The organism is Runella limosa DSM 17973 (assembly GCF_000482465.1).
Classification (GTDB): Bacteria; Bacteroidota; Bacteroidia; order Cytophagales; family Spirosomataceae; genus Runella; species Runella limosa.
On the sequence record NZ_KI519421.1, the window covers coordinates 103,343 to 116,997 of the forward strand.

Here is a 13,655-nt window from a genome sequence, read left to right on the forward strand (position 1 = left end):
TTCAACTTTTTTTTAACACATCTAAAAATCACATGAAAACTAGCAAAATCCTTTTAGGCGCATTGGCAAGTGCCATCATCACAGGAAGCATGTTGACATCTTGCAGCAAAGAAGAATCTTTACCTCCAATCGGTGGTTACAACAACGCCGACGAAGTAGCAAGCTCAAACTTAGTAGCGTATTGGGGACTTAATGGCGACCCTAAAGAAGCAAAATCTGGAAGCGCTCCTACCAAGTCTCAAAACGTATCTTATTCAACAGGTATCAAAGGACAAGCGGCTAACTTTGCCGCAGGTTATTTGGCGTACGATGCCATTGCGTCATTAAACAGCTTGCCAAATGCGACCATCAGCCTTTGGGCTAACGTGAAAAACAATGGTTCAAATCCATCGGTATTTTTCACACTCACTCGCCCCAACGAATGGGCAGGGAACATCAATTTGATGGCCGAAACAGGTTGGAGAAAAGCCACTTCAGATACCTTAGTAGTAAAAGGATTGGTGGTTACGAAAGTAAACGGAAACGATTCTTGGCAAGACTCGCGCAACGAACCTGCCAAAGGTGGAGTACAAGCCGCAAAATTTGGTGGTACTTGGACACACTTGGTCATGACTTGGGACGGTGCTACTTCTACCTTCAAAATTTACGCAAACGGTGTCAAAGTATCGAACCCAGAGTGGGAATTGAGAGGAACAACAGGTACGCTCAACTTCACAACCCCAACCAAGCCAATCATTGGCGCATGGGGAACCAACATTTCGGGAACGCCTGACGCATGGCAAGTACCTTTGACAGGTATGATTGACGAAGTTCGGATTTGGAACAAAGCCCTTTCGGAAGGCGATATTAGCTCCCTTTTCCAGCTTGAAACTGCTGGACGCTAGTTGTTAGCTTTTATTTTTACCCTACTTTTTATGATAACAAGAGCACCATCTCCTCCGAGGGGTGCTCTTACTTTAGGCACTCAAGTCATTGGCGCATCCTAAAATCACATTCATTATGGTTACCCTAAAACCACTCCTTTACTTTGCCAGCGTATCTACGCTTATTGTTTCAACGAGCTTTTTTTCCTGTAAAACCCAAAACGTTGCTACCCCTGAGCAATTTTATTATAAGCTAGTGACCGTCAACGACCAGCAGTCTGGCGGGTTTTATGCCAACAATACCAACCTTTTGCCCAAAATAGAAATCAGTTTTTCGGCACCACTCAATACGACCTCAGCGCCTGCCGCAATTTCGTTGGTGGAGCGCCAATCGTCGGCAAAAATCCCCCTCAATTATACTTTTTTTAAGGCCGACAGCGCGGTTCGACTTGTTCCGCAACAGCCCTTGAAAAGCATTACTCAGTACAGTATTTTGGTAGGACCTGAGCTACAATCTCGCAAAACTACTCTCCTGAATACCAACATTAATTTTGGACTAACAACTGCTCTCGATACCGCTGATAAATTTCCGCGCATTAGCGACGATGAGCTGTTGACCTTGGTACAAAAGCAGACATTTCGTTATTTCTGGGAGTTTGGTCACCCTGTCTCTGGACTTGCCCGCGAGCGAAATACCTCAGGCGATGTGTGTACTTCGGGCGGAACGGGTTTTGGCATCATGGCCATGGTAGTGGCAGTTGAGCGCGGTTTTATCACCCGTCAACAAGCGGTTGAGCGTTTGGCCAAAATGACCGATTTTTTAAAAAACAAAACCAAAACCCACCACGGCGTTTTTCCACACTGGTTGAATGGCACCACGGGCGCGACCGTTCCTTTCAGTACCTACGATAACGGCGGCGATTTGGTAGAAACTGCCTATTTGATTCAAGGATTAATGACCGCTCGGCAGTATTTTGACAAAAAAACAACCGAGGAAACCGCGCTTCGACAAATCATCAACGACATTTGTAATGCCGTAGAATGGGATTGGCACACCAAAAACGGCGAAAAAGTCTTGTACTGGCATTGGTCTCCCAACTATGAATGGCGCATGAACCATCAAATTCACGGCTGGAACGAGTGCTTGATTACGTACTTCCTCGCCGCTGGCTCTCCTACCCATAGCATCAACAAAGATGTATATACCAATGGCTGGGCAGAAAATGGCAAAATGAAAAATGGCAAGCAGTTTTATGGCGTAACCCTACCGCTTGGATTTGACTTAGGCGGGCCATTGTTCTTTTCTCATTATTCGTTTTTAGGACTCAATCCGAAAGGATTAAAAGACCAATACGCCGATTATTGGCAACAAAATTTGGCACATACCCAAATCAACTATAAGTACTGCTTGGCCAATCCTAAAAATTATTCGGGCTACAGTGCTGATTGTTGGGGACTTACCGCCAGCGATACAAACACAGGCTACGCCGCCCACTCTCCCACCGAAGATTTGGGGGTCATTAGCCCTACCGCAGCGATTTCGGCCATGCCTTACACCCCACAAGAGTCGATGCGGGCATTGCGGTTTTTCTATTACAAATTGGGCGATAAGATTTGGAATGACTACGGTTTTGTGGACGGTTTTAACTTAACCAACCTTTGGTGGGCAAATTCATTTTTGGCCATCGACCAAGGCCCCATTATTTGCATGATTGAAAACCACCGTACAGGATTATTGTGGAAACTTTTTATGTCGTGCCCCGAAGTCCAAACTTCCAAAACCAAGTTGGGTTTTGAATAAACAATGCTTCCGAGCGTGTGTCGGGCTACTTTCAGCCCGACCACTGCTCTAACATTTCCTACTCCTCGATAGCCCTCCCCAAAGGGTTATTTCGTACTTTCGTGCCGCAATTGCCCAAACATAGCCCCACAAAAGCCTCCAAGGCATGAAAGTTAAAGCAAAAAAACACTTAGGACAGCACTTTTTACGCGATTTGGATGCTTCCAACCGCATCGCTGACCTTCTCTCTGGACACGGAGGATACGACACTGTGCTCGAAATAGGCCCTGGAATGGGGGTATTGACGCAGTTTATTTTACCCAAGGAACAATACAATACCTATGTGGTTGAAATAGACCGTGAATCAGTCGCCTATCTAAAAGTAAATTTTCCCAAACTCGAAGGTAAAATCATCGGTGGCGACTTTCTCCGAATGAACCTCAACGAATGGTATCAGTCTATTCAAAATGGTACTTCAACTGGGACGGGGCGGTTTGCCCTGATTGGCAATTATCCTTACAATATTTCGTCCCAAATTCTTTTTAAAGCCCTCGATTACCGCGACCTCATTCCCGAAATCGTTGGAATGTTTCAAAAAGAAGTAGCGCTCCGAATTGCCGCGCCTCCAGGGAAAAAAGACTACGGTATTTTAAGCGTTTTGCTTCAAGCCTTTTATGACATCGAGTATTCCTTTAGTGTTCCGCCCGAAGCCTTTGAACCGCCTCCAAAAGTCCAATCTGGCGTGGTTCGACTCAAGCGCAACAACGTTCACAAACTAGATTGTGATGAAAAACGGTTTACCCAAGTAGTAAAAGCGGGTTTTAATCAACGACGTAAAACGCTTCGAAATGCGCTCAAACCACTCGGTATCACCTTCAACCACCCAATACTGGACAAGCGGGCCGAACAACTTAGCGTAGCTGATTTTGTGATGTTAACCCAACTTGTAGAAAATCAACCTGCCAGCGGCGAATAGCCCAGTAAGACGCACTAAAGGCATGACGTTTGAATTAACCAAAGAGTTTCTCGAAAAAATTGAAACGGCCATCACTGGGCGGGACGACACCTTGCTTCGGGCAGAAATGGATGAATTGTACCCCGCCGACATCACCATGTTGTTGTATGAGCTGGAGACCGAACCCGCCCATTATCTTTTCAGTTTGCTCAATACAGAGATAGGTGCCGAAATTTTGGCAGAAATAGAACCCGAAGACCGCAAACGTTTTTTGGAGAATTTTTCGTCCGCCGAAATTGCCCGTTACATCGAAGTTTTTGATTCGGACGATGCCGTGGATTTGCTCCAAGAGCAGCCCATTCAGGTACGGGAAGAAGTCATTGGATTGCTGGAAGACCGTGAGCAAGCCCGCTTTATCATCGACCTCCTCCCCTACGACGAAGATGTGGCGGGTGGTTTGATGCAAAAAGAATTGGTGAAAGCCAACGTCAATTGGACGGTAAATGAGTGCATTGAAGAGATTCGTAAACAGGCCGAAGACGTTGAAAAAGTCTATGCCGTTTATGTAGTTGACGACAATCAGACCTTGCTAGGGCTTATTTCGCTCAAGAACTTGGTTTTGGCCCGAAAAAATACCAAAATCGGCAACATATACGACGAAGACATTCACTACGTCGAAACTTACCGCCCCGTTGAGGAAGTATCCGAAATCATGCAACGGTACGATTTGGAGGCCATTCCAGTCGTAAACGTGCAAAAACGCTTACTTGGCCGCATCACCATCGACGATGTTTTGGACGTTATTATCGAAAAAGCCGAAGAAGATATTCAAGCGATTTCGGGTATCACAGGCGAAGTAGAAGAAGACGATAACCTTTGGCAACAAGTGAAGGGGCGTCTGCCATGGCTGATTGTGGGCGTAATCGGAAGCTTAATGGCGGCTACTGTGATTCGGGTTTTTGAGGGCGAACTGAGCAAAATCGCCGCCCTTGCCATGTTTATTCCCATCATGGGTTCGACAGGGGGAAATGTCGGCATTCAAACGGCGTCGTTGATTGTACAAGCCTTGGCCGACAAGTCGGGGTTAGAAATAAGCTGGAAAGAACGTTTACTCAAAATTATTGTCATTGCCTCCCTCAACGGCCTCATTATTGGGCTTTTAGCTGGGCTATACGTACTTGTTTTTAGCGAAACCCAATTGGTGTGGGTGGTAAGTCTTTCCCTAATGGCGGTGGTATTATTGGCGTCTTTTATGGGCACCATTACCCCCCTCATCCTCGACCGCTTTGGCATTAACCCTGCCGTTGCTTCGGGGCCTTTCATCACCACCGCCAACGATTTGGTAGGCATCGGCACCTATTTTTTAATCGCGCATTTTTTGTTGAAAATGTAGAAGAGTATTTTACCGTCAAAATCCTAAAAATGCGATGAAAAAGGAAATTCAAAAAGAGCTTTTACGCTTAGAAAAACAACACAACATCAAAATTTTGTTTGCAGTTGAGAGTGGCAGTCGTGCTTGGGGATTCGCTTCTACCAATAGTGATTGGGATGTCCGATTTGTATATATTCATACGATAGATTGGTATTTAACAATCGACGAGAAACGAGACAATATCGAGGAAATGTTGCCCAATGAGCTTGATTTATCAGGATGGGAGCTTAAAAAAGCCTTGAGACTTTTTAGAAAATCAAACCCTCCCTTGCTAGAGTGGCTACAAAGTCCTATTGTTTACTTAGAGCAAACTTCTACAGCCCAACAACTTCAAACACTGACACAGGAGGTTTTTAATCCAAGGGCCTGCCTTCACCACTACTTACACATGGCAGAAGGCAACTACCGAGATTATTTGTTGAAAGAACAAGTCCGCTTAAAGAAATACTTTTACGTTCTACGCCCGCTACTTGCCTGCGACTGGATACTAAAAACTAACAGTATGGCTCCTGTAGAATTTGACGTACTCCTTGAAAGTCAGGTTGATAACCCAAGTATAAAAGCCATTATTCAAGAATTATTAATACGAAAAAAAGCGGGTGAAGAGTTAAATGAAGCAGACCCTATCCCAGCTCTCAACCTTTTTTTAGAAGACAAAATAGCGTTTTATACAAATTTAGTCAAAAGTATAGAAAAAATTGACCCTCCTTCCAGCCAATTACTCAATAGCATATTTCGCAATTCATTGAATGAAGCTTGGGTTTCAAGTTGAACGCATTAAAACAAAAAGCTGCTCCAGAGGAGCTACATCTTAGTAGCAAAAATGCCATTCATCGAAGCACTACAACCCTCCACCGTCGCTGCCCTCGCCCAGTTGGCTACTCAACTGTGGCCTGATACTGAGTTGGTAGAAATGCAAACCCACTACTCAGACCTTTTGAAACAGAATCAAGGGACTTGTTTTCTTTTACGAACCTCCAGTCAATTCATTGGTTTTATTGAACTTAGCATTCGGAACGATTACGTAGAAGGTGCCGAAGAACTACCCGTTGCCTACATTGAAGGGCTCTACGTCGATAGCGATTACCGACAGAAAGGTCTGGGGCAAATGCTTGTCACACGCGCTGAACAATGGGCTGTCCAACACGGATTTAAACAACTCTGCTCCGATGTTGAAATGGAAAATCAACTCAGTATTCTCTTCCATGAAAAAGCAGGTTTTACCGAAGCGGCGAGAATCGTGTGTTTCGTTAAAAATCTTGATTAGACATTTTATCTGCCAAAATATTTTATAACACTGTTTATATCTAACAATGTAACGTTTTCCCCTATTCTTACCTTATAAAATATCTTTTTTTTGGATAGAGGCATATTTTCAATTGTTTAAACAATCATTCTCCAGCTAATACCTACTAATTTTGCATTTGTTTTGATAAACACTTAGCAAATAAGCAATCACATTTAATTTTAATAATAAAATGTCAGTAGCAACAGGAACGTACGTACCGTACAAAGTTAAAGACATCACATTGGCCGATTGGGGCCGTAAGGAAATTCGTTTGGCTGAAGCCGAAATGCCTGGTTTGATGGCACTTCGTGCTGAATATGGCGCTACGAAGCCATTGAAAGGCTCTCGTATCGCAGGATGCTTACACATGACTATCCAAACTGCCGTTTTGATTGAAACGTTGGTTGAATTGGGTGCTGAAGTGACTTGGTCTTCATGTAACATCTTCTCAACGCAAGATCACGCTGCTGCTGCTATTGCTGCCGCAGGTATCTCGGTTTATGCTTGGAAAGGTATGACAGCTGAAGAATTTGATTGGTGTATCGAACAAACACTTTTCTTCGGAGAAGAGCGTCAGCCATTGAATATGATCCTTGACGATGGTGGTGACTTGACAAACATGGTGTTTGACAACTATCCCGAGCTCATTGCAGGAATCGGTGGTTTGTCGGAAGAAACAACAACAGGTGTACACCGTTTGTACGAGCGTATGAAAAACGGCACATTGCACCTTCCAGCTATCAACGTAAACGATTCGGTTACTAAGTCGAAATTTGATAACAAATACGGTTGCAAAGAGTCATTGGTGGACGCTATCCGTCGTGCTACTGACTTGATGTTGGCTGGTAAAGTGGCCGTTGTAGCAGGTTACGGTGACGTAGGTAAAGGCTCGGCAGAATCACTTCGTGGTGCTGGTTGCCGCGTGTTGGTTACCGAAATCGACCCAATCTGTGCATTGCAAGCAGCGATGGATGGCTTTGAAGTAGTTACGATGGATGAAGCTGCGACTCGTGCCAATATCTTTGTAACGGCGACAGGTAACATCAACATCATCAAAGGCCGCCATTTCAAATCAATGAAAGACAAAGCAGTCGTTTGTAACATTGGTCACTTCGATAACGAAATCGACATGGCTTGGTTGAACGAAAACTACGGCGCAACGAAAGAGCAAATCAAACCACAAGTTGATCTTTATACAGTAGATGGCAAAGAAATCATCGTCTTGGCAGAAGGTCGTTTGGTGAACTTGGGTTGTGCGATGGGTCACCCATCTTTTGTGATGTCAAACTCATTCTGTAACCAAACATTGGCACAAATTGAGTTATACACCAACCCAGGCAAATACGAAAAACAAGTATATATCTTGCCTAAGCACCTCGACGAGAAAGTAGCTAAATTGCACTTATCACATATTGGGGTGAAGCTTGAAACTCTTGATGAAGAGCAAGCAGCTTACATCGGCGTTACGGTAGCAGGGCCATTCAAATCAGAATTGTACCGCTACTAGGTTAAAATTTGGCTTTTTGCTCGGTCAGACGATAGTCAGACCGAGCAAAAAGACCAGAGGGGTCAGACGATAGTCAGACCCAAACAAAGGCAAAAAAGGGAATATTCGGTCTGGCTATCGTCTGACCAAGTGTTCCCTTTACTTATTTGGTTGCGCTGTATAACGCAAATATGGCTTGACGATTCTCAAATCGCTGTATTTTTTCTGGGCATCTTCCGTTGAAACAGCAGGTACCACAATCACATCTTCGCCTGGTTTCCAGTCTGCTGGCGTAGCGACTTGGTTATAAGCCGTTAGTTGAAGCGAATCAATCACGCGAATAAGCTCGTTGAAGTTACGACCTGTTGAAGCAGGGTAAGTCAACGTAAGTTTGATTTTCTTGTCGGGGCCAATCACAAACACCGAACGAACCGTTGCTTTCTCACTGGCGTTGGGGTGAATCATATCGTACAACGTTGCCACGTTACGGTTTTCATCCGCAATGATTGGGAAATTAACTTCCGTCCCATTTACTTCGTTTATATCTGGCACCCAACGCGCGTGCGAATCCAAATCATCCACGCTCACCGCTATTACTTTTACGTTTCTTTTTGCAAATTCGCCCTTCAATAACGCCGTTTTGCCCAATTCCGTGGTACAAACTGGGGTAAAATCGGCAGGGTGAGAAAATAACAATCCCCAAGAATCACCTAACCATTCGTGGAAACTGATAGGGCCTTGCGTAGTATCCGCTTGAAAATCTGGGGCAATATCGCCTAATCTAAGTGACATGATAAATAAGAGTTTTTGTGGAAAGAATATTTTTACTTATAGACTATCGGCTTTATATGGTTTATCCGATAATTGAAAGCCTCTTTCTTGGGAGGCTTGACAAATGTAGTACAAACGTACGTTAAAAATTGTTCCAATTAACAAAAAATAAAACTAAACCTTCTGAGAAAAACGTTATTGAAAATAATTGTTTTAGCGTGAAGTACAGCATGTTTCGTAAACACCTCATCTATCTATTTTTAACCACATTAACCATTCCTACTCGAATGTGGGCAGCTGACGTTGACTCCACCTCTGTCAAAACCAGTGACTCTACCCGTACCCCTAAATCGCTCAAATTTCTCAAAGAAATATTTTCCAGTAGCCAAGACAGCATGAGGCGCGGCCCCAACCTAATGTACACCCTCAACTGGGACGCTAGAAGTTCGTTTATTGACAAAAAATTTGTCAATATTTGGGGGGTAAATACGGGCATAAAATTTGGGCGGAAGCGCCATGAACTTACTTTTGGGTATTATTGGCTCACTTTTAACTCATTTCTAAGGCTCATTGATTTCCGTAAAAATGCTTCTAGGTTGGTTAATTTGGGTTATTATACAAAAACAGATTTATATTTTTTCAGTCTGATGTATGTTCCGAAAATAATTGAAAACAAGCGTTGGAGATTTAGCCTTCCTGTTGAATTAGGCATTGGGGCAACTCAAAGCTCAGGCAATAAACTCTTAAATGACCTGATGATTTGGCGAAGAAATGATTTCTTTATGCCAGCTCAAGCGGGTTTTTACCTCAAATGGAAAGCAACTCGATGGGTTGGTTTTAGTACACAAGGCGGCTATCGTTATGCCCTTTACCAACAAAACCTCCCGACCAATTACAATGGCCCCTATTACAGTTTAGGCTTTACGCTTGAAAGTGAAGCTTTCACAGATTCGTATCAATGGGCTAAAAAAACGATTAAAAAACGCCAAGAAAAACGGAGTAAATAGCCCAAAACTTAGCTTTACAAGGTATGAAAAAAATTGTTACTTTCGGTCAGATCATGATGCGGTTATCACCGCCTGCTTTTGCTCGTTTTAGCCAAGCCCATCGTTTTGACATTACTTATGCTGGTGGAGAAGCAAACGTAGCGATTGCGACTGCCCAATGGGACGTTCAAGCCGTCCACGTGACCCGTTTTCCCAACAACGACATTGGGAAAGCTGCCATCATGTACCTGCGTAAATACGGCCTCGACACCTCCGAAATTCAGTTAGGCGGCGACCGCATGGGGATTTATTTCGTAGAAAATGGCGCCAACGCCCGTGCAAGCCAAGTAATTTATGACCGCCTCAATGACTCGTTTTGTACCCTTGAGGCTGATAGTTTTGATTGGGAACGAATTCTGACGGGGGCCGATTGGTTTCACTTCACGGGCATCACCCCTGCCCTGTCGGAAAGTGCCGCCCAAGCCTGTTTAGAAGCTGTACAAACCGCCCGAAAGTTGGGCGTTAAAATCTCGGCAGACGTAAACTACCGTAAAGGTCTATGGAATTGGGGAAAAACACCACAGGAAATTATACCCGAATTGGTGTCTTACTGCGACCTCATCGTCTGCGGCAATAGCAATGCCGACGATTTGTTTGGCATCAAGCCGCTGCCCGAAGATAAAAACAAGTGGGTATCTACCTCAAAACAAATCATGGAAAGGTATCCCAACATTAAGCTGATCCTTGACACCAAACGTGACTCCATCAGTGCTTCCCACAACCAATTGAAGGGAAAAGCTTGGAACGGCGAGAAGTTTTACAAAACCACCACCTACGACATTCATCACATCGTGGATCGCATAGGGAGCGGTGATGCTTTTATCGCTGGCTTTTTGTATGGCTATGACTATTTTGACCAAAGTGTGCAGCACGCCCTTGAGTTTGCTACCTCGGCGGCAGCCCTCAAACATACCGTGGAAGGCGATTTTAATTTAGTGTCTGTCGAGGAAGTTGAGCGGCTATCTTCGGGTGATAGCTCAGGGAAACTTTCTCGATAGTAAAATTTTTATATAAAATTTTACTATATATATTGTTTTAAACAATATTATCTTTAGTTTCGTAGTTAGAAGAGTAAACCTCCTACAACTATGAAACTATTTTTTTTATCATCTATCTTCTTCGTTAGCTCATTGGCGTATTCGCAAGTGAAAATAATGACATTCTCAGAAGCAGAAAGCAAGCGACTGAGTATTAAAACATTAGACAGCCTGTACCCTGGCTCTAAAAAGTTTTTTGATGGTTCAGCCAACACCTATTTTAAATCTGAGCAAGCGTTTTTGCTCAATGTGAACAGTCAGGCAAGGAAACACAGCAACAAAAAAGATAACGGTACTTTGTGGAGCCGTTTTTATGTAAGTAAAGAAGGGCGGTTTGACTATTTCCTTTACAGTTTTGAAGGTAAAGTTTCGGAAGAATCAAAAACAAGAATCTTGGATTCTCTCCGTAATTACTTAGACAACTATCGCTTTCCCGTTAAGATTACGGCCGCCCACTCCTTCCACCAATTTATCAACATTGGGGTGATACGTCAGCTTCCCAAAGGGCGCCACGTCATTAGCACCCTCGAAGAGGCTGTCGCCACCACTCGACCCGATACGGTCAAGGTTCTTGCCCTCAATCAGCTGGAATTGAAGGAAGTGCCTGATGTCATTTATAAATTTACGGAGATGAAAGAGCTAAACCTAGGGGGAAACGAACTTAAAAATGTCAACCTAGATTTGACACGTTTACCTAAACTTAAACACGTGTGGCTCAACAATAACCAACTCACCAACAACAGCTTAACGTTTACTGAGAACAAAAATCTCCGAATTTTAAATATCCAAAACAATCGTTTTACAGACGTTCCAGCGGCGGTTCAAGCCTGCAAACGGCTCTCCAGCTTATGGCTCGGTTACAACAAACTTACCCAACTAAACGATGATAGTTTTCAGGGTTTAAGACGACTACGCGACATCAATTTATATTCGTGTGACCTCAGCACCTTACCCCAAGGAGTCAAAAAATTAAGAAAATTAGAAGTGATTGACCTCTATCATAACAATCTTTCCGAACTACCTTCGTCAATCGGGCAAATGCGTCGATTACAGCAGCTAGCCCTTTCTAATAACCAACTGAATCAACTTCCCACAAACCTTCGGAAGCTGAGACGCTTACAAGCCATCTATGCGCATCACAATAAATTGTCGAGTCTTCCTAATCTCAAAAGATTGCGGCGGTTGACCATTCTTGACATCAATCATAATCAGTTTAGTACCTTGCCCAACTTTATTGGCACGTTGCGCGTGGTAGAAGAAATCGACGTAAGCTATAATAATTTAAGTGAGCTACCGTCGCAAATGCCCAAATTGAAACGACTCAAAAAACTATACCTTCGCCAAAACCCTGTTACTGAAGACCCTATGCTACTGAGTCGTTCAAAGCCAATCATGGAAGACTTAACCCAAAACAAAACGGACGTTTCTTATTAAAGTATTTTTGGGAAAGTAGTTGCAAAAATCGAATCGAAACTACATCTTTGCACTCCGTTTGGGGATGTAGCTCATCGGACTGGCGTACCAGCTGGCTAGAGCGCTTAGCTAAACGTCACGCAACTAGTTCTTTTTTCGGGGATGTAGCTCAGCTGGCTAGAGCGCTTGCATGGCATGCAAGAGGTCGTGGGTTCGAATCCCATCTTCTCCACGAAAACCCTCAAATTTCCTTAATTTGGGGGTTTTTTATTGAATGTTCTACCTTGTACCACCTTTTACCTTTACTTTTTATATAAGAGTATATGCAAAAATCTCAAAATAGTAGTGTTAAAGGTTTATTTTTTATTTATAATAAGTGTAAACTCTCATACTAAAAAATAATATAAAATGCTTATGTCAAAAAGTTTATTACCCTATTTTTGCAAGTTAAGGCATAAATAAAGTTACCTTCAATAGATTAAATGGCGATTAAAAGAATCTTATCTTTACAAAATAAGAGAAATGAAATCATACTAAAATTCTATAAGATTTTGGTTGCTGGAAATAAAATGAATTTTACAAATAAATAATAATTAAAATGGCTGTGTTAGGTTTTGAAATATACAAAGCTCAAATACAAAACGCAATTGAGAGCAAGATTGCTTCGGGCGTAATTTCTGACCCAGCGGGTTTCATATTAATAGATGGATTTATCAATATGCCTTTTCAAAAAGAAATTGGCGGTGCATTTGTTATAGGGGGACCAACTGTTCCAGCAGTAGCAGTTGTGGGAAAAAGCACAGGATTGATTCATTCTTTTGCCCTTAAAATTTTATTGCCACATGTTCAAATCTAATCTATGGCTGATTTAGAAAAAACAATCCAAAAATTAGACGATGGTAAGGATATTGGTTTTGAACCAAATCAAGAAGGCATTGATAGTGACAGCTCTAATCAATCTAATAGATTAACGACCGAAGTTATTTTAACTGAGAAAGTTAAGTCAGAAATCAAAGGCCTCTTTAAAGAAGACTTTGACAACTCAGTTCAGGCGCAAAAAGATGAAATTAAAAAAGAAGGTCAAGAAATTAAAAAAGATTTCCTTACAATATTCGGGCTTTTTGCATCTTTTGTTACATTTTTATCTATTGAAGTTCAAGTTTTCAAGAATAAAGAAAATATTCTTGAATTAATAGGAATTTGCTCAATTTCTTTATCGTTTGTTATGTTTTTTGCTTTAATCATTAATGATATTGCAAAAGATAAAAGTCAATGGAGTGATTTTAAAAAGCCAACTTATATTTTCAACTTATTATTTTTAATTGTAGGTATTACTTTTCTTTATTTAGGTGGAAAATCTTCAATAACAAGAATAGACAAAATTGAAAAGCAAAATAAATCTGACAGTACAGAAATGTTTTTTTTAAATCAAAAAGTCCAAAAGATGAATGATAAAATTTATATCCTTGATTCTTTAAATAAAGTATTAATTAAAAAATTAGGATTATCTGGCAGCGCAAGTAGTCGTTAACTAATTTAATATTCTCTATCGTTGCCGACCAGCCTCTTTTATTAATAAGTAGC

The 13,655-nt window shown here is 42.2% G+C and carries 13 protein-coding genes and 1 tRNA gene; 13 read left to right on the forward strand and 1 reads right to left on the reverse strand.

Going from position 1 to position 13,655, the window contains the following annotated elements; all coding sequences use genetic code 11:
• Nucleotides 1-32: 32 nt before the first annotated feature.
• From K339_RS0116230 to ahcY, 7 genes are all read left to right on the forward strand, one after another.
• On the forward strand, nucleotides 33-884 hold the full coding sequence (locus tag K339_RS0116230) for a LamG domain-containing protein (protein WP_028524537.1): 852 nt from the start codon (nucleotides 33-35) through the stop codon (nucleotides 882-884).
• 115 nt (nucleotides 885-999) lie between these two features.
• Nucleotides 1,000-2,664, forward strand: a complete 1,665-nt coding sequence (locus K339_RS0116235) for a glucoamylase family protein (protein ID WP_028524538.1) — start codon at nucleotides 1,000-1,002, stop codon at nucleotides 2,662-2,664.
• 145 nt (nucleotides 2,665-2,809) lie between these two features.
• On the forward strand, nucleotides 2,810-3,619 hold the full coding sequence (gene rsmA, locus K339_RS0116240) for a 16S rRNA (adenine(1518)-N(6)/adenine(1519)-N(6))-dimethyltransferase RsmA (protein ID WP_028524539.1): 810 nt from the start codon (nucleotides 2,810-2,812) through the stop codon (nucleotides 3,617-3,619).
• A 22-nt stretch (nucleotides 3,620-3,641) separates the two neighbouring features.
• Nucleotides 3,642-4,991, forward strand: coding sequence for a magnesium transporter (gene mgtE / locus K339_RS0116245; RefSeq protein WP_028524540.1), 1,350 nt, complete (start codon nucleotides 3,642-3,644; stop codon nucleotides 4,989-4,991).
• Between the two features lie 34 nt (nucleotides 4,992-5,025).
• The gene (locus tag K339_RS0116250; RefSeq protein ID WP_028524541.1) at nucleotides 5,026-5,802 is read left to right on the forward strand and encodes a nucleotidyltransferase domain-containing protein; all 777 of its coding nucleotides are present in this window, start codon (nucleotides 5,026-5,028) and stop codon (nucleotides 5,800-5,802) included.
• Between the two features lie 51 nt (nucleotides 5,803-5,853).
• On the forward strand, nucleotides 5,854-6,297 hold the full coding sequence (gene aac(6') / locus K339_RS0116255; RefSeq protein WP_037300805.1) for an aminoglycoside 6'-N-acetyltransferase: 444 nt from the start codon (nucleotides 5,854-5,856) through the stop codon (nucleotides 6,295-6,297).
• 211 nt (nucleotides 6,298-6,508) lie between these two features.
• A complete protein-coding gene (gene ahcY, locus K339_RS0116260) occupies nucleotides 6,509-7,825 on the forward strand; it encodes an adenosylhomocysteinase (RefSeq protein WP_028524543.1) in 1,317 nt (438 codons plus the stop codon).
• A 138-nt stretch (nucleotides 7,826-7,963) separates the two neighbouring features.
• On the opposite strand, the gene K339_RS0116265 is transcribed toward ahcY, so the two are convergent.
• Nucleotides 7,964-8,596, reverse strand: a complete 633-nt coding sequence (locus tag K339_RS0116265) for a peroxiredoxin (RefSeq protein WP_028524544.1) — start codon at nucleotides 8,594-8,596, stop codon at nucleotides 7,964-7,966.
• A gap of 209 nt (nucleotides 8,597-8,805) precedes the next feature.
• Between K339_RS0116265 and K339_RS33880 the strand changes: the two genes are divergently transcribed.
• From K339_RS33880 to K339_RS0116295, 6 genes are all read left to right on the forward strand, one after another.
• Nucleotides 8,806-9,582 (forward strand): hypothetical protein, encoded by a 777-nt coding sequence (locus K339_RS33880; RefSeq protein ID WP_211243813.1) that lies wholly within the window; start codon nucleotides 8,806-8,808, stop codon nucleotides 9,580-9,582.
• A gap of 23 nt (nucleotides 9,583-9,605) precedes the next feature.
• The gene (locus tag K339_RS0116275; RefSeq protein WP_028524545.1) at nucleotides 9,606-10,619 is read left to right on the forward strand and encodes a sugar kinase; all 1,014 of its coding nucleotides are present in this window, start codon (nucleotides 9,606-9,608) and stop codon (nucleotides 10,617-10,619) included.
• Between the two features lie 90 nt (nucleotides 10,620-10,709).
• Complete coding sequence (locus tag K339_RS33885; RefSeq protein ID WP_084332233.1) at nucleotides 10,710-12,092, forward strand: leucine-rich repeat domain-containing protein; 1,383 nt, start codon at nucleotides 10,710-10,712, stop codon at nucleotides 12,090-12,092.
• 137 nt (nucleotides 12,093-12,229) lie between these two features.
• Nucleotides 12,230-12,303, forward strand: a tRNA-Ala gene (locus K339_RS0116285).
• Nucleotides 12,304-12,669: 366 nt separating this feature from the next.
• Complete coding sequence (locus K339_RS0116290) at nucleotides 12,670-12,927, forward strand: hypothetical protein (RefSeq protein ID WP_028524546.1); 258 nt, start codon at nucleotides 12,670-12,672, stop codon at nucleotides 12,925-12,927.
• Between the two features lie 3 nt (nucleotides 12,928-12,930).
• Complete coding sequence (locus K339_RS0116295) at nucleotides 12,931-13,602, forward strand: hypothetical protein (protein ID WP_028524547.1); 672 nt, start codon at nucleotides 12,931-12,933, stop codon at nucleotides 13,600-13,602.
• The last annotated feature ends 53 nt before the right edge of the window (nucleotides 13,603-13,655 follow it).